Raw genomic sequence first — 14,941 nt, forward strand, 5'->3', positions numbered from 1 at the left:
GTTTCTTATATTCCTTATAAGGAGACAGCCTTCATGGTGTTCAAAACCGTATTCTGAAGCTCAGAAGGCTCACCCTTGTCTTCCAACTGCGCCAGCCGGTCCAGAAAAGCGTCCAGATCCTTGAATATTTTAATCGTCACTTTATATTTATTGCCGTTGCAGATATCCCGGATATGTTTTTCCAGGAGGGAGACGTCTGCTTTCTCACTGCCGGCATAACCGATCATGGTATTTCCCAGGATCGCCAGGCAGTCCAAAGGCATGGTTTTCTCATAAGATGTCATTACCATTTCATATGCAACGGAGGACTTTTCCACCGCAGGACTTATCTTCTCATATAGTCCGGGCTCAAGGCTTTTCCTGGGCAGGATCATGATCAGGGATACCAGCTCCTTGCTGGCCGGCAGACAGCCCAGCACAGCGACCAGTGTAAACAGGTTGAGCCTTGACTTGGTTGTAACATAGCCGGCGGTAAAAATGATTATGACCAGGGCGAACATGATAGATGTCTTTAGTATCTCTATCTTCTTTTGATGTTTCAAATAACCGTAATCACCTTTTTGAATTTTCAATTGGAACTCCTCTTTCGTCTCTGAATTTCTGTTATTATTCTGTGTGGAGGCGGTTAAAATAGAATGCCCATCAGGGATAAAAGTACCCTGTGCGGCAGGATTTTCGCCGCCAGATGCGTGCCTTTCATCAAGGCTCCGTAGACGGACACCTCTTTTCCACAGGCGGCGTCTTTTAATGCTTTGGCAACCACCTGGGGTGCCTTTGCCATCGCCAGTTTTTTTACATAAGCCGTCTGCCCTTTCTGCTCCGCCACATCAAAAAATTCTGTATCCACCGGCCCTGGGCATACCGCAGTGACTGTAATCTTTTTGTCTCTTAGTTCTCTCCCCAGTGCCCTGGAAAAGCTGAGCACATAGGATTTGCTGGCTGCGTAGACCGCAAAATTCGGCTGGGGCAAAAACGCCGCGGAGGAAGCCAGCTGGATGATCCTGCCGTTAGGGAGCATGTAAGGCAGGCAGGCGTAGGTGACAGCCGTGAGCCCCCGGCAGTTTAACTCGATCATCCCCGCATTGTCCTGATAGGTGAGCTCCTGAAAATGCCCGATTTTTCCATAACCGGCCGCATTGACCAGCAGTTTGATCTTCGGCTTTTTTTCATATAAAGTTCTCTCCAAATCCCAAATCGAACGCTCTTTCGTTAAATCATAGTCCAAAATACGCAGCCGGACCGGTATTTGAGATCTTAACTCTTCCAGACGCTCTTTTCTTCTGGCAATAACCCATATTTCCTGAAGCTTCGGATATTTTTCAGCGATCTGCCGTACGAATTCCCGTCCCATACCGGAAGACGCACCCGTAATTACCGCTATCACCATGTTAACACCTCCTGCATACAATATTAATCTTATATACAAATTATCTTATATACAAATTATCCTACATATAAATCTGCGTCTTGAAAACTTGAAAGCCAACAGGTTGTCATAATAATTTTATGTCAATCTATTTGCGCATTCAGGATTTCTTTTTATGAACATTGCGTATCGTTTTCCTTTTCTGATTTTTCACTCCCTGCGTCCTGACGCTTTGATAACCATCCTTCTGTGCTATGCTTCCCGCAGGTTTTCTCCCCTGCTGCGCGTTCCTGCGGGGCCGGATCAGGCATCTGCTCTCATATCCGATTAAATCGTTTCTGCCGGCGATTGTCAAGGCCTCTTCCACAAGATCATAATTTTTCGGGTTCCGGTATTGGATCAAAGCTCTCTGCAGTGCCTTTTCATGGGGATTAACCGGCACATACACCGGTTCCCCCGTCCTTGGATCGATCCCTGTATAGTACATGCAGGTGGACAAAGTGGACGGAGTCGGATAGAAATCCTGGACCTGTTCCGGCATATAGCCCAGATCCCGCAGGAATTCCGCCAGTTTTACCGCTTCCCTCATCGTACAGCCCGGATGGGAAGACATCAGATAGGGAACCAGATACTGCTTTTTCCCAAGCTTCTCATTGATCCGGCGGTACCGGTCGGCAAAACGGACATAGACTTCATGGGACGGTTTTCCCATTTTCGCCAGCACTGCGTCTGATACGTGCTCAGGAGCCACCTTCAGCTGGCCGCTGACATGATATTCACACAGCTCCTTTAAAAAGCCCTCATCCCGGTCCGCCAGCACATAGTCAAAACGGATTCCCGAGCGGATGAACACCTTTTTCACACCTGGTATCTCACGAAGCCTGCGCAGGAGCGTCCGGTAATCCGAATGATCCGCTTTCAGATTCGGGCAGGGCTTCGGGAACAGGCACTGCCTCTCCTTACAGACCCCTTTGGTCAGCTGTTTTTCACAGGAGGGCTGTCTGAAATCAGCGGTGGGGCCGCCCACATCATGGATATAACCTTTAAAATCCGGTTCCTGCACAAGCTTCTGCGCTTCCTTAAGAATAGATTCGTGGCTTCTGGTCTGCACGATCCGCCCCTGGTGAAAGGTCAGCGCGCAGAAATTACAGCCCCCGAAACAGCCTCTGTTGCTGATCAGGCTGAACTTTACTTCCGCGATCGCCGGCACACCGCCGTCTTGTTCGTAGGAAGGATGATAAGATCTCATGTAAGGCAGCGCGTAGATATCGTCCATCTCTGTCTGGGACAGGGGTTTGGAAGGCGGATTCTGTACCACGTACAGATGCCCGGAATATGGTTCCGCCAGTCTCTTTCCGGTAAAAGGATCTGTATTGCAATATTGTGTATAAAAGCTCTCTGCATATTTCCTCTTATCCGCGGCCAGCTCCTCAAAGGAAGGCAGGACCTGGCAGTCATATACAGAATCCAGATCTTTGGCCCTGTAGACCGTCCCGTCGATATAAGTGATATCCTTCACCGGGATCCCCGCGTTCAGGGCATCTGCGATTTCTACGATCGAACGCTCGCCCATACCATAGGAGATGAGATCTGCGCCGGAGTCCAGCAGTATAGAGCGCTTTATCCTATTGGACCAGTAATCATAATGTGCCAGTCTTCGAAGGCTGGCTTCGATCCCGCCGATGATCACCGGCGTTTTCTTATAGACCTGGCGGATCAGATTACAGTAGACCACCGCGGCATAGTCCGGCCTTTTGCCCATGATGCCGCCCGGCGTGTAGGAGTCCGTGCTCCGCCGTTTCTTAGACACCGTGTAATGGTTTACCATGGAATCCATATTGCCGCCCGACACCAGAAAGGCCAGCCTTGGCTCCCCGTAAACAGTGATGCTCTCCTTTTCTTTCCAGTCGGGCTGGGAAATGATACCCACACGGTAGCCATGGGCTTCCAGTATCCGGCTGATAATCGCCGAACCGAAGGAGGGATGATCGATATAGGCATCCCCGATGATATAGACAAAATCGAACTGCCGGATTCCTCTAGCCTCCATCTCGGCTCTGGAAACCGGCAGGTAGTTATTTTCATTTATCATGCGCCAGTACCTCATAGGTTTGATCAAAGATATCGTCATAGGTCCGGATATAGTAGTCGGCCAGCTGCTTTTTCTGCGTTCTCAAATGCGCGCTGAAGTCATCTTCCACCGCACATACCCGCATACCCGCATTTTTCCCGGCCAGAATCCCTTTGGGTACATCCTCGAATACCAGGCAGTTCTTTGCCTCTACCTGAAGCTCATCCGCCACTTTCAGGTAGATATCGGGAGCCGGTTTCCCGCGGGCCACGCTGCATCCGGTCAGAATCACGTCGAAGAAATCCCCCATCCGGTTCCCTTTCATCGCCGCATCTACCAGATCCATGGAATTACTGGTGGCGATGCCTGTCCTGATCCTGTGCTCCTTCAGATACTTCAGGAAGCGGACAGCACCGTCCTTGGGCGGCACCTGGCTTTCATACTTATCCATGGCCATCCTGATCCAGTCCGACTTGATCTCATCAAGAGGCAGCGGAATCCCGATTACCTCCTTAAAGTATCCGGCGGTTTCCGTAAAACTCATACCTTCAATATCGTCCTGAAGCCCTTGGGGCAGCGGGATGCCGAAACGTTCCAGGTATTCTATATCAATTTCCTTCCACATCCACATGGAATCGATCAGGGTTCCGTCCAGATCGAAAATAACCGCATTTATTTCTTGTAACAAAGTAATCTGTTCCTTTCCTCTTCCGTTAAATTCCGGTACTCGCCCGGCTTCAGGTCCTGATCCAGCAGCAGGCTCCCCATCGAAAGTCTCTTTAAATATACCACAGTTCTTCCCACTGCTTCAAACATTCTTTTCACCTGGTGGAATTTACCTTCACAGATCGAAAGTTCCACCAAAGCGCCCTGCTCATCCGACTTAAGAATCCGAAGCTCCGCCGGAAGCGTCGGGCGTTCTTCTCCAATATCAACGCCCTCCTGAAACAGCCGGATATGATCCTGCGTCACCGGTCCATCGATCCTGGCCAGATAAGTTTTCGGAACATTGTGTTTTGGTGACAGCAGGCGGTGGGCCAGTTCTCCGTCATTGGTGATCAGCAGCAGTCCTTCCGTATCCTTGTCCAGCCTGCCCACGGGAAAGAGATCCCGGCGGCTGGAACCGGTAATCAGCCCGACAACCGTGGGATCTTTCGGATCTTCTGTGGCCGAAACACAACCGGTTGGTTTATTCAGCATATAATATTCGAATTCTTCATAGGCCATTGGTATGCCATCCAAAGCCACCTCATCGGTTCCCGGCATCACTTTCCGGTCCGCGCCTTTTTCCACGGTCCCGTTCACCGTCACACGCCCCTGACGTATGGAGTTCTTTACCTGTGAGCGGGTCCCGCAGCCTAAGTCGGCCAGATATTTGTCTAACCGGAGCGCCTTCATGACTGCCATCTCCATCCGGGATGATATTTGTTCTTCAGGTTTGCGTTCGCCAGTTTTCCCCATCCCAGCGGATAGCCATCCACACAGACCAGCTGCCAGGAACCGGAGGGATCATACGGCAGGCCGGACACATCGATGGTCTCCCCCTTCAGATACTTCCGGACCCGGATGTCGTCCGCAGGAAACGATATCGTGGCAGGGCAGGCTTCCTTCTCAAGCGCCATGGCTAACGCCTGGCTGGGTTCAAAGCGTTTCTTTTTTAATTCCCCCAGATAAAGTCCCGTTCTCAGATAGTGAAGCCCTTTTAAATCTCCCATTTCTGCAGGGAGGGCGGATACCTTATCCTGGCGCACCTCCAAACGGGACAGGTTAAGGCCGGTCTGTATTGGTCTTAAGAAGTCCGACAGATCCGGAAATTCGGAAATCCTGTGAACGGCCGAATTTCCCTTAGAGGCCTTTTGCATACCTGACTCGTCCTTTTGCAGCAGCGCCACAAAATGGCCTTCCCCGTTCATCCGGTGAGGCCAGATCCGCACACAGCCCCGGATCTCTTCCCTTCCGCCGACCAGCTCCGGTTTCGCGGGCGAGAATCCTTCGTACCGGCCGGTGACGGGTATCACGTGAAAGGAAGGATCTTCGGACAACAGATACTCGATGGTCCCCTCGTCTTCCTCCGCCGAAAAAGTACAGGTGGAGTACAGCATCTGTCCGCCTGGCTTTAACATGGAAGCCGCCTGCAGGATAATTTCCCGCTGGATCTTGGCGTAGAATTCCGGACCGTTTTTCTCCCAGCTTTTGACCATGGATGGGTCCTTCCGGAACATTCCTTCCCCGGAACAGGGCGCGTCGATCAATATTTTGTCAAAATAAGCGCCGAAATAACGCATCAGATTCACCGGCGGCTCGCTGGTGATCAATGCGTTCGGTATTCCGAATAATTCTATATTTTTAAGCAGGGCTTTTGCTCTGGATGCGCTGATATCATTGGCCACCAGGAGCCCCCGGCCTTCCAGCTTCACTCCCAGCTCCGTTGACTTCCCGCCGGGCGCGGCGCACAGATCCAGAACCCGTTCCCCGGGATTCACCGGCAGAATATTGGCCGGTGTCATGGCGCTGGGCTCCTGAAGATAATACAGGCCCGCAGAATAATAAGGATGTTTCCCCGGCTGGTCCCCCTCCTCATAATAAAACCCGTTTTCGATCCAGGGAACCCTGGTCAGATGAAACGGAGCAATTTTCAAAAACTGCTCCGTGCTGATCTTTCGGTTATTCACTCTTAAACCATACAGACGCTTCTGTTCGTAACTTTTCATAAATTCATCGAATTCCGCCCCCAGGATCTTCTCCATGCGCCCGGTAAACGTACTTGGTAACTGCATTCGTTTCGCTCCTATCTTATCGTAATCCCGATAATGCCTGTGCCCGGTAGCCTTCCGCCACCTGGTCCAGCTGTTTGTCAAAACGCTCCAGCTGGTTTATGTCATTCATCGTGTAAATCTGGTAAAATTCATCCTGTATCTTTTTGATTTCCCGTTTATTCAATACCTTATATAAGTTTTCAATGTTATTCAGGATATCCGCCACAATATTCGCCTGTATCTGAAAGGAATTCTGGGCGTCCATAATCTCACTTCGCACACTGGACATCTCGTTGTCCAGCATATCCACCGCATCCGCTGCCGCGCTTAAACGCCTGCGGATGTGTTCCGGTATGTTTTTCTCATATTTATACTGAAGGGAATGCTCAATAATGGCCCAGAAATTCATGGCCAGGGTCCGGATCTGGATCTCTACCTGCAGTTTCTTCGGCCCGTTTATGGTCTCCACCTGATAGTACACGATGACATGATAACTTCTGTAACCACTCTCTTTGCTGTGAGCCAGATAATTTTTTTCACTTTTTATTTCCATATCGCCGCGGCCCCGGATCAGCTCCACCACCCGGTCGATGTCTTCCACGAACTGGCAGATAATCCGGATTCCCGCGATATCTTCGATCTTCTCTTCGATATCCTCCAGCGGAATTCCCTTTTTTAATGATTTTTCCAGAATACTGGATATGGTTTTCACCCGGCCCTCCACCTGTTCGATGGGGGAATACCGGTTATTGTCTCTGTGTTCCTTAATCAGGTGCTGAAACTTAATCACCAGCTCTTTTACCGCCAGTTCATAAGGATCTAATATTTCTCTCCATAATTGTATTTCCATACTACCCTCTCCTTCAGCCTATAGTATAACATGGTTGCTTCACTCCCGCCACTATTGACGAAAATTTTGCATAAATAAGCATTAAAATGCATAGGAAAGCTTATGACTTTCCAGGTACTTCAAAATCCAATAGGGATTCACACTCATCTCTGGTGAGTCTTTCGTTCGTATGTAAATTCCCACGTGCAGATGGACATCAAAATTACCGGTGGTACCTTCGATTTCGCTGTATCCGGTGTCTCCCATGTAGCCGATCAGCTCACCGGCCCGCACCTGAGTCCCTTTGGGGAAATCCCTGGCGAATTCCGCCAGATGGGCGTAATAATAGTAAGCGCCGTGAGGCCCCCTGATTCCGATCCGATAACCGCCCTGCGTCAGCCAGCCAATATTTTCGATCACGCCGTCTGTCATGCTGATCACCGGATAATAGCCCCTCTGATTCACACCGGCCATCACATCCGTTCCCTCATGTCCCCGCTTCCCGCCGAAAGTCCGTTCAAACATCCAGGAATTATCAAATGCTACCGTCGCCTCATCGTTCACCGTCGATTCCGGTACCGGAAAATATACCAGGTCATCCCAGATCGCCTCATAGCTTTCCCGTAGTGCCTGCAAAGCCTCCGGTTTTCGGCCCCATTGATTGTGCAGGCTGTCGGAATACTGTTCTATTCCATAGTTTTTAAGCTCCACGCCTGTCAGGTCAAACCGGTGATCAAGCATGAGAATTGTCAGCAGATCCCCTCTGGATATCCCCGATTCCCCGCAAAACGTGTCCAATTCCCCGCTTACTTCCTCGCTCAGCCATTGTTTGCGGAACCCTTCGCTTTCATTTACCGCATCATTCAGGAGGGAAAGGGCCGCATAATCATGGAGGGAATTCGTGCCCAGCACGATCAAAATGCCCAAAAATAAGATTCCAATTATGTACAATAGGAAAGAACGCTTCATACATTTCCCTGATTTCGAAGTACGTCCTTATTATTATATGATCGGGCCTGTCCTGGTAGAACTATAGCGGAGGGATTATTTTGCCGCTATACAGAAAAAAAAGAGCGGGCCAGGAGCGCAGACGCTGCGGTTTTCCTGCTCATAATCGAACGGTCCATGCTCAAAAACGAAAACTTTTTTCCCGATCCCGCACCTCTTTTAGGGCGAAGGCTAACTTTCTATGCCGCAGATAATCCCTGAACTGCATTCCCGATATTTCTTTGAATTTTCTCGTTGTATAATATTCGGAATAACCCAGGCTGCGGGAAAGTTCGCTCAGTGTCAGGGCTTCGTCATTATAGTTCTTAATACATCTGTCAATTTCATCAACGATTATTTGAATTTGCTTCTGCCATTCATACATTCGTTTGTTTCCCTCGTTTCGACCACTCTGTAATTTATTATAAAGAAACAGAGAGCGTATTTCTTGATTTTACTTGCTGTATTATATCTTGGTTCTTATTCAAAAATTTACACATTATGTCAACAATCCAATATTTATGGTATATCATTAAAGAATATTTATACACGTTTATGGTGACTTATCATAGGGCTATCAGCGGATTGTCAGAGAATCCTTTGACACTGCGGATGGATCATACTACAATTGATATTATAACATATGTATACATACAAATTGATTATCCATAACCGGTATTCCTCTTAATTGGAATTATGTAAACAGGAGGTATTTTTATGTTAATGAAAAAGTTGTTGTTGATTATTGTATTTACAGGTTGTTTCTTGTGTACCGCATGCGGCAGCAGCGCGGGTAAAAGTGCGGATACGGCTGACGGCATAGGTAAAACCGCGGATGAAAAAACACCTTATACGGAAGGTAAAGGCAGCTCCTGTCATTTGAAATTGGAGCAGGAAGGGGAAGAAACTATCTTTTTTAAAATGCAGGAAGGGGATGTGTTTGTGATCGATCTGTCCGATGTACAGGGAATCGTGGATATCAATCTATATGGCGGGGACGAGGAATCCTTATATGCTTCCGAAAACAGGAGCGCAGGTGCAGCGGAAGAAAATACGATCAAGATTCCCGTCGAAAAGGGCGGCACCTATACCGTGGAACTGGCAGTCAGCAGAACCGGAGGGACCATATCTTTAGCGATCGAATAACCTTGTAGAAATAACCTGATTTATTCGTACAATAAAAAAGGAACAAGAATCTTTCCATCATCCCCGCCAACCACCAAATGAACAGTTGAGACAGGTTGTCCGGAACAGATCCTTTGTTCCTTTTCGTCAGATTATCGGCAGTTTTTCAGTACGGCAACCAGGAAATCCCACATTCTCTTAGTGGAAGAAATGCTCAGTTTTTCCTGCGGGCTGTGTACATGGAGCATATCCGGTCCCAGGGAAACGCAGTCCATGTCCGGTATTTTCCCGATAAACACTCCGCATTCCAGACCGGCATGCACCGCCTCAACCGCCGGTTTCTTTCCGAAGAGATCTTCATAGGTCTGTACCATCATATCCCGAAGAGGGGATTCTTTGCGGAACTCCCATCCCGGATAATCTCCGGATTCCTCGTAGATTCCACCCAGGAACTCCGTCAGATACCGGAGCTTTTGTGCCAGAAATATTTTTTCCGTCTCTACGGAACTGCGGACCGCGAAACTTAAGCTGCAGCACTCATCGGTCAGTTCCATGATCCCCAGGTTCAGGGATGTCTGTACCAGCCCCTCGATGTCCATGCTCCAGCGGATCACGCCGTCCGGCGCGTGCATCAGGAAGAATACGATACATTCCTGGCTCTTTACATTCAGGACTTTTTTCGTTTCGCTTCCGATACGTCCGATCTCTATTTTGATATCAGGATCACTGGATTTATATTCGTGCTGTACGATTTTCTCCAATCTGGTGACGACACTTTCCAGATGTTCTGCTTCCCCTTCTTCTATTACGAGGGTTGCACAGGCTTGGGAAGGAATCGCGTTGTCTTTTACCCCACCGTTTAAGGCTGCCAGCGAAAATTCCATCTCATCCCCGATGGTATAAAGGAGCCGTCCCATCAGCTTGTTCGCATTCAACCGTTCCTTGTGGATTTCGATTCCGGAATGGCCGCCCAGAAGCCCTTTGATCTTCAACTCATAGACCAGACCCGTCTGCTGTGTATATTGGGCTGGAAGGCTGCAGGTCGCAGTCAGGCCTCCCGCGCAGCTGGTCAGGAAAATACCCTCTTCCTCCGAATCCAGGTTTATTAATTTTCTGCCCTGCAAAACTCTGGCATCCAGATCTGCCGCGCCCAGAAGCCCGATCTCTTCATCTGTGGTAAACACCGCCTCGATGGGCGGATGCGCCAGCGTGCCGTCGGCCAATACCGCCAGGCAGTAAGCTACGGCGATACCGTCATCTCCGCCTAAGGTCGTCCCTTTTGCGCAGACATAATCACCGTCGATCTGAAGATCCAGCCCTTCCTTTTCCATATCAATCATGGCGTCGGCATCCTTTACGCATACCATATCCAGATGCCCCTGCAGAACCACCGGCTCCGCTTTTTCATATCCTGGTGACGCCTCTTTGAAAATAATCACATTGTTACTTTCATCCTGTATATAGCGCAGGTTGTGTTCCTTTGCGAATTCCACACAGTAATCGCTGATGGCTTTGGTGTTTCTCGAACCATGCGGAATCCCCGCGATTTTTTCGAAATAGTAAAAAACGGATTGTGGTTCTAACTGACTTAGCTTACTCATATGTTTCCCTCCAATTTCATTTATTTATTCCACTTCTGCTTATAAAACCATATCAAGAACAAAGGCATAATACCTGGATGCCGTCCATAAAATGATAGTAATCAACACCGCAAAATCATGGGGTTTTTATGAAAAAAGCTTGCTATACCATACTCGTACTGTTACTGGTCCTATTCTTGTTCTTCCGCCCCATACAGGCTGTGGAGGCTTCCACCACCGGCCTGCTGCTCTGGTTTCATACCATTATTCCCACGCTGCTGCCCTTTATCATCCTGTCTAACATCATTATCCGGCTGGATGCCATGTCCTATCTGACCTGGTTTCTCTCACCCATCCTGACCAGGCTACTGGGCATCAGCAAAAATGGATGTTATGCCGTAATCACCGGATTTCTCTGCGGTTATCCCATGGGCAGTAAGGTCACAGCGGACCTGGTCATGGAGCGGCAGATCTCTCCTGTGGAAGGACAATATCTTTTGAGCTTCTGCAACAATGTAAGCCCTATGTTTATCATCAGCTTCATCGTTACGGTCACGCTGAAAGATCCCAGCCTTATTATCCCGTTTCTGGTCATATTATATGCGGCGCCGCTTTTTACCGCCTTTGTCCTGAACCCTTTTTACCGCCGCAAAATGCGGGCCGCCGGACAGCCGGATCAAAAGAAAAAGGCATCAAGACTTCAAATCAATTTCAAAATCATTGACACCTCTATTATGAATGGTTTCGAAACGGTCACCAAGCTGGGCGGCTATATTATATTATTTGCGATCATCGCCGGCATGGTATCCTCCCTGCCGCTCTCATCCGCCTGGATGAAATCCCTTTTTACGGGGATATTTGAAATAACCAACGGGATTCAGGCCATCGCGCTTACAGAGCTTTCTTTTCCGCTGCGCTGCCTGATGATCCTGTGTGTGACCTCATTCGGCGGACTGTCCAGTATCGCCCAGACCGAAAGCATGATCAAAGACTCCGGGCTCTCCATCCTGCGCTATATCGGCGCGAAGCTTATGTCCACGGGGATTACTCTTCTTCTGGCTGTTCTGTTTCTTCTTCCTCAGATGGGTGCAGTTCTACCCGGTTGGCATTGATAATATCGTAATTGTCCTTCAGCGAATTGATAAAATTCTCGTATTTTGCTCCTGAGGTGTCCAGGGTATGGGCGATAATCTTCTGAAGGTTCGCTAACATCTCATCCGTATACTGGATCGCTCCCAGACGGATGTTGTTGGCGTCCACCGTCGCATTATCCAACAGCGCCTGTGCCTGATTGGTGGCATTCGCGATAATCTCATTCGCCTGGGTATAGGCCTGCTGCATAATCTCATGTTCATTGATCAGCTCGTTGGTATGTACGGTGGCCTCCGCGATGATCGCATTGGCTTTCTCCTGGGCATCTGCGATAATCGCATCCCGGTTGCTGATAATTTTCTGGTACTTTTTGATCTCATCCGGCGTCTTCATCCGCAGCTCCCGAAGCAACTCTTCGATCTCGTCTTTGTTCACGATGATCTTGCTGTTGGACAACGCCTGGTATTTACAGCTGTCGATGTATTCTTCTATTTCTTCTATAATCTGTTCGATTCTGCTGCTCATATCGCATTCTCCTTTTCCAATTTCCGCATTTTCGTCTTTACTTTCTCTACTACGACCGACGGCACAAAGCGGGTGATATCACCGCCGTAGGCGGCCACTTCGCGCACCGTGGTAGAGCTTAAATAGGCATATTCCAGACTGGTCGTTAAAAACATGGTATCCACCTGCGGGCACATGATTTTATTTGTCTGCGCCAGCTGCAGTTCATAATCAAAATCGGTCACGGCCCGAAGGCCCCGAACCATCACATTGGCTTTGCAGTCCCTGGCGAAATCCACGGATAATCCCTGAAATGCGGTAATTTCTACATTAGGTATCGCGGATGTTACTTCTCTTAACATCTCCACCCGCTCATCGATGGTAAAGCTTGGGGATTTTGCCCGGTTGTTCAGGACTCCGACGATCAGCTCATCGACCAGTTTGGCCGATCTCTGAATAATATCCATATGCCCGAAGGTAACCGGATCAAAGCTTCCGGGATAAATCGCTCGAATCATATACTGTTCTCCTTATACCTGCTCCGCAAAAATATGCTTATTGGTTTTGTATTTTTTTTCTTTTATCATTTGAAATCCCAATGATTCCATGTAAGAAAAATCGGTCCCGATCGAGGCTTCGATCACAATCAGTGTATCCGCATCCACCAGGGAAGAACCTTTCAGCGCCTGCAGCACCTGCTTTTCATATTCCATACCATAGGGCGGATCCATAAAGATCACGGTAAACGCCGGCTGTCCATACAGCGAACGGATTCCGGAGAGCACATCCATAGGCAGTACCCGGGCATGCTCAGAAAGCCCCGTAAACGCCAGATTTTCCTGAATACAGGCAAGGGCCTGTCTGTTATTTTCCACAAACACGGCTTCCCCGGCCCCGCGGCTTAAGGCTTCGATCCCGATGGCCCCGCTTCCGCTAAACAGATCCAAAAAGCGGCTGTCGGCCAGAGACGGCGCCATAATATTAAATAGAGTCTCTTTGATTCTATCGGTGGTGGGCCTGGTATCCGTGCCCGGTACCGTCTTTAACGGCAGCCTTTTGGCTGTTCCTGCTATCACTCGCATCGTTCTGGTTCCATTTCTGAAAAAATACTAATTCCATTATATGGTTGCCTATGGTCGCTGTCAAGTTTTTACAACGGTTCCCTGTTATTACACCGGTTCTCTCTATTTACACCGGTTCGCCCAGATAATAAAATCCTCTGCATTCGGTCAGTTTTACCTCCGTGATCCTGCCGATCATGGAAGCATCCCCCGGCAGATGTACCACGGTGTTATGGGAAAGCCGGCCGGTTACCAGGGAAGCGTCCTGATGGTTGATTTCTTCAACCAGGACTTTTTGCACCGTCCCCTCGTGTCTTGCCGTAACCTCACGGGAGATTTTCTGGACTTCTTTTAACAGGCGGTCAAACCGTTCCTTCGCCACATGCTCCGGCACCTGGTCAGACATAGCTGCTGCCGGCGTTCCGGTCCTCTTGGAATACAGGAAGGTGAAGGCGCTGTCATAGCGCACCTTCTGAACCACATCCATGGTCTCCAGGAAATCCTCCTCCGTCTCACCGGGAAATCCCACGATGATATCCGTGGTCAGCGAGATATCCGGTACGCCGGCCCGGATGCGTTCCACCAGATCCAGGTACTGCTCCTTTGTATAGCGCCGGTTCATCTCCTTTAACACTCTGGTGCTGCCGGATTGAAGCGGCAGATGCAGATGTTTACAGATTTTATCGGAACTCCCCATCACTTCGATCAGCTCATCCGACAGATCTTTTGGATGGGATGTCATAAATCGGATTCGTTTCAATTCTTCGATCTTCTCGATCTCCCGCAAAAGCGCGGCAAATGTCATCGGAGAATCCAAAGTCTTCCCATAGGAATTCACATTCTGTCCCAGCAGCATGATCTCGGTCACACCGTCTTTTGCCATCCGCTTGATTTCATTTAAGATATCCCCCGGCTCCCGGCTCCGCTCCCGCCCGCGGACATAGGGTACGATACAGTAACTGCAAAAGTTATTGCAGCCAAACATAATATTGATTCCCGATTTAAAGGGATATTTTCTCCGGTTGGGCAGATCCTCCACGACCAGGTCTGTATCCTTCCAGATATCGACTACCATGTCCGCCGCTTCGATTCTGGTGACCATCAGCTCAGCCAGCTTGAATATATTATGGGTCCCAAACAAGATATCTACAAAACGGTAACTCTTCCTGATCTTCTCCACCACCTCAGGCTCCTGCATCATACAGCCGCACAGAGCAATCATCATATGGGGATGGTCTTTTTTCCAGTGGTTCAGGGTGCCTAATCTTCCGTATACCTTCTGATTCGCATTCTCTCTCACCGTACAGGTGTTATACAATACGAAATCCGCTTCCTCCGAATCAATCTGTTCATATCCCGCTTCCCTTAGAATTCCGGCCAGTTTTTCCGAATCCCGGGCATTCATCTGGCAGCCGAAAGTCTGGATCGACGCGGTAAGGGGCCGTCCCAGTTCCCGGCTCTTCTCCTCCACATACGTCCTAAGTCTCGCCATATAATAATATTGGCGCTGCGGCTCACTCTGGGGCGGCTGTCCCGTGTCATTCCGTTCTCTGCCGTTATCCATATTTCC

General features: G+C 49.1%; 15 protein-coding genes and 1 pseudogene. 2 read left to right on the forward strand and 14 right to left on the reverse strand.

Annotated features, from left to right (window positions below; translation table 11 throughout):
• Positions 1-14: 14 nt before the first annotated feature.
• From ABC831_RS15920 to ABC831_RS15960, 9 genes and pseudogenes are all read right to left on the reverse strand, one after another.
• On the reverse strand, positions 15-572 hold the full coding sequence (locus tag ABC831_RS15920; RefSeq protein WP_343249089.1) for a hypothetical protein: 558 nt from the start codon (positions 570-572) through the stop codon (positions 15-17).
• 53 nt (positions 573-625) lie between these two features.
• The gene (locus ABC831_RS15925) at positions 626-1,387 is read right to left on the reverse strand and encodes an SDR family NAD(P)-dependent oxidoreductase (RefSeq protein ID WP_343249090.1); all 762 of its coding nucleotides are present in this window, start codon (positions 1,385-1,387) and stop codon (positions 626-628) included.
• Positions 1,388-1,526: 139 nt separating this feature from the next.
• Positions 1,527-3,458, reverse strand: a complete 1,932-nt coding sequence (locus ABC831_RS15930) for a YgiQ family radical SAM protein (RefSeq protein ID WP_343249091.1) — start codon at positions 3,456-3,458, stop codon at positions 1,527-1,529.
• Positions 3,448-4,125: an HAD family hydrolase gene (locus ABC831_RS15935; protein WP_343249092.1), complete on the reverse strand. Its 678-nt coding sequence runs from the start codon at positions 4,123-4,125 to the stop codon at positions 3,448-3,450. Before ABC831_RS15935 ends, ABC831_RS15930 begins: the two co-directional genes overlap by 11 nt.
• Complete coding sequence (locus tag ABC831_RS15940; protein ID WP_343249158.1) at positions 4,110-4,835, reverse strand: pseudouridine synthase; 726 nt, start codon at positions 4,833-4,835, stop codon at positions 4,110-4,112. Before ABC831_RS15940 ends, ABC831_RS15935 begins: the two co-directional genes overlap by 16 nt.
• Entirely contained in the window at positions 4,832-6,214 is a 1,383-nt protein-coding gene (locus tag ABC831_RS15945) for an RsmF rRNA methyltransferase first C-terminal domain-containing protein (RefSeq protein ID WP_343249093.1), read from the reverse strand. Before ABC831_RS15945 ends, ABC831_RS15940 begins: the two co-directional genes overlap by 4 nt.
• 16 nt (positions 6,215-6,230) lie before the next feature.
• Entirely contained in the window at positions 6,231-7,043 is an 813-nt protein-coding gene (locus ABC831_RS15950) for a GTP pyrophosphokinase (RefSeq protein WP_343249094.1), read from the reverse strand.
• Positions 7,044-7,124: 81 nt separating this feature from the next.
• A complete protein-coding gene (locus tag ABC831_RS15955) occupies positions 7,125-7,973 on the reverse strand; it encodes a M23 family metallopeptidase (protein WP_343249095.1) in 849 nt (282 codons plus the stop codon).
• Between the two features lie 190 nt (positions 7,974-8,163).
• A pseudogene (locus ABC831_RS15960) lies at positions 8,164-8,394 on the reverse strand (helix-turn-helix transcriptional regulator); the annotation flags it as partial.
• Positions 8,395-8,726: 332 nt separating this feature from the next.
• Here ABC831_RS15960 and ABC831_RS15965 point away from each other — a divergent pair.
• Positions 8,727-9,155 carry a PPC domain-containing protein gene (locus ABC831_RS15965; RefSeq protein ID WP_343249096.1) on the forward strand — a complete coding sequence of 143 codons (429 nt, stop codon included), beginning with the start codon at positions 8,727-8,729 and terminating at the stop codon, positions 9,153-9,155.
• 131 nt (positions 9,156-9,286) lie between these two features.
• On the opposite strand, the gene ABC831_RS15970 is transcribed toward ABC831_RS15965, so the two are convergent.
• Complete coding sequence (locus tag ABC831_RS15970) at positions 9,287-10,735, reverse strand: aminoacyl-histidine dipeptidase (protein ID WP_343249097.1); 1,449 nt, start codon at positions 10,733-10,735, stop codon at positions 9,287-9,289.
• Positions 10,736-10,863: 128 nt separating this feature from the next.
• Here ABC831_RS15970 and ABC831_RS15975 point away from each other — a divergent pair, with 128 nt between their 5' ends.
• Positions 10,864-11,826 carry a transporter gene (locus tag ABC831_RS15975; protein ID WP_343249098.1) on the forward strand — a complete coding sequence of 321 codons (963 nt, stop codon included), beginning with the start codon at positions 10,864-10,866 and terminating at the stop codon, positions 11,824-11,826.
• Here the strand turns inward: ABC831_RS15975 and ABC831_RS15980 are convergent.
• The 4 genes from ABC831_RS15980 to miaB form a co-directional block, all read right to left on the reverse strand.
• A complete protein-coding gene (locus ABC831_RS15980) occupies positions 11,759-12,331 on the reverse strand; it encodes an ATP synthase subunit B family protein (RefSeq protein ID WP_158343099.1) in 573 nt (190 codons plus the stop codon). The two genes, ABC831_RS15975 and ABC831_RS15980, sit on opposite strands and share 68 nt — an antisense overlap.
• Positions 12,328-12,828 carry a pantetheine-phosphate adenylyltransferase gene (gene coaD, locus ABC831_RS15985; protein ID WP_343249099.1) on the reverse strand — a complete coding sequence of 167 codons (501 nt, stop codon included), beginning with the start codon at positions 12,826-12,828 and terminating at the stop codon, positions 12,328-12,330. Before coaD ends, ABC831_RS15980 begins: the two co-directional genes overlap by 4 nt.
• 12 nt (positions 12,829-12,840) lie before the next feature.
• Positions 12,841-13,392, reverse strand: coding sequence for a 16S rRNA (guanine(966)-N(2))-methyltransferase RsmD (gene rsmD, locus ABC831_RS15990; RefSeq protein WP_343249100.1), 552 nt, complete (start codon positions 13,390-13,392; stop codon positions 12,841-12,843).
• A 106-nt stretch (positions 13,393-13,498) separates the two neighbouring features.
• A complete protein-coding gene (miaB, locus tag ABC831_RS15995) occupies positions 13,499-14,935 on the reverse strand; it encodes a tRNA (N6-isopentenyl adenosine(37)-C2)-methylthiotransferase MiaB (protein ID WP_343249159.1) in 1,437 nt (478 codons plus the stop codon).
• Between the last annotated feature and the right edge of the window lie 6 nt (positions 14,936-14,941).

Source organism: Diplocloster hominis, from assembly GCF_032380655.1.
Taxonomy (GTDB): Bacteria; Bacillota; Clostridia; order Lachnospirales; family Lachnospiraceae; genus Diplocloster; species Diplocloster hominis.

Excerpts from the sequence above, each read along its gene's own strand:
- ABC831_RS15980 (WP_158343099.1), bottom strand. The coding sequence starts at position 12,331 with ATGAGCAGCAGAATCGAACAGATTATAGAAGAAATAGAAGAATACATC.
- miaB (WP_343249159.1), bottom strand. The coding sequence starts at position 14,935 with ATGGATAACGGCAGAGAACGGAATGACACGGGACAGCCGCCCCAGAGT.
- ABC831_RS15945 (WP_343249093.1), bottom strand. The coding sequence starts at position 6,214 with ATGCAGTTACCAAGTACGTTTACCGGGCGCATGGAGAAGATCCTGGGG.
- ABC831_RS15940 (WP_343249158.1), bottom strand. The coding sequence starts at position 4,835 with ATGAAGGCGCTCCGGTTAGACAAATATCTGGCCGACTTAGGCTGCGGG.
- ABC831_RS15950 (WP_343249094.1), bottom strand. The coding sequence starts at position 7,043 with ATGGAAATACAATTATGGAGAGAAATATTAGATCCTTATGAACTGGCG.
- coaD (WP_343249099.1), bottom strand. The coding sequence starts at position 12,828 with ATGATTCGAGCGATTTATCCCGGAAGCTTTGATCCGGTTACCTTCGGG.
- rsmD (WP_343249100.1), bottom strand. The coding sequence starts at position 13,392 with ATGCGAGTGATAGCAGGAACAGCCAAAAGGCTGCCGTTAAAGACGGTA.
- ABC831_RS15970 (WP_343249097.1), bottom strand. The coding sequence starts at position 10,735 with ATGAGTAAGCTAAGTCAGTTAGAACCACAATCCGTTTTTTACTATTTC.
- ABC831_RS15965 (WP_343249096.1), top strand. The coding sequence starts at position 8,727 with ATGTTAATGAAAAAGTTGTTGTTGATTATTGTATTTACAGGTTGTTTC.
- ABC831_RS15930 (WP_343249091.1), bottom strand. The coding sequence starts at position 3,458 with ATGATAAATGAAAATAACTACCTGCCGGTTTCCAGAGCCGAGATGGAG.
- ABC831_RS15975 (WP_343249098.1), top strand. The coding sequence starts at position 10,864 with ATGAAAAAAGCTTGCTATACCATACTCGTACTGTTACTGGTCCTATTC.
- ABC831_RS15925 (WP_343249090.1), bottom strand. The coding sequence starts at position 1,387 with ATGGTGATAGCGGTAATTACGGGTGCGTCTTCCGGTATGGGACGGGAA.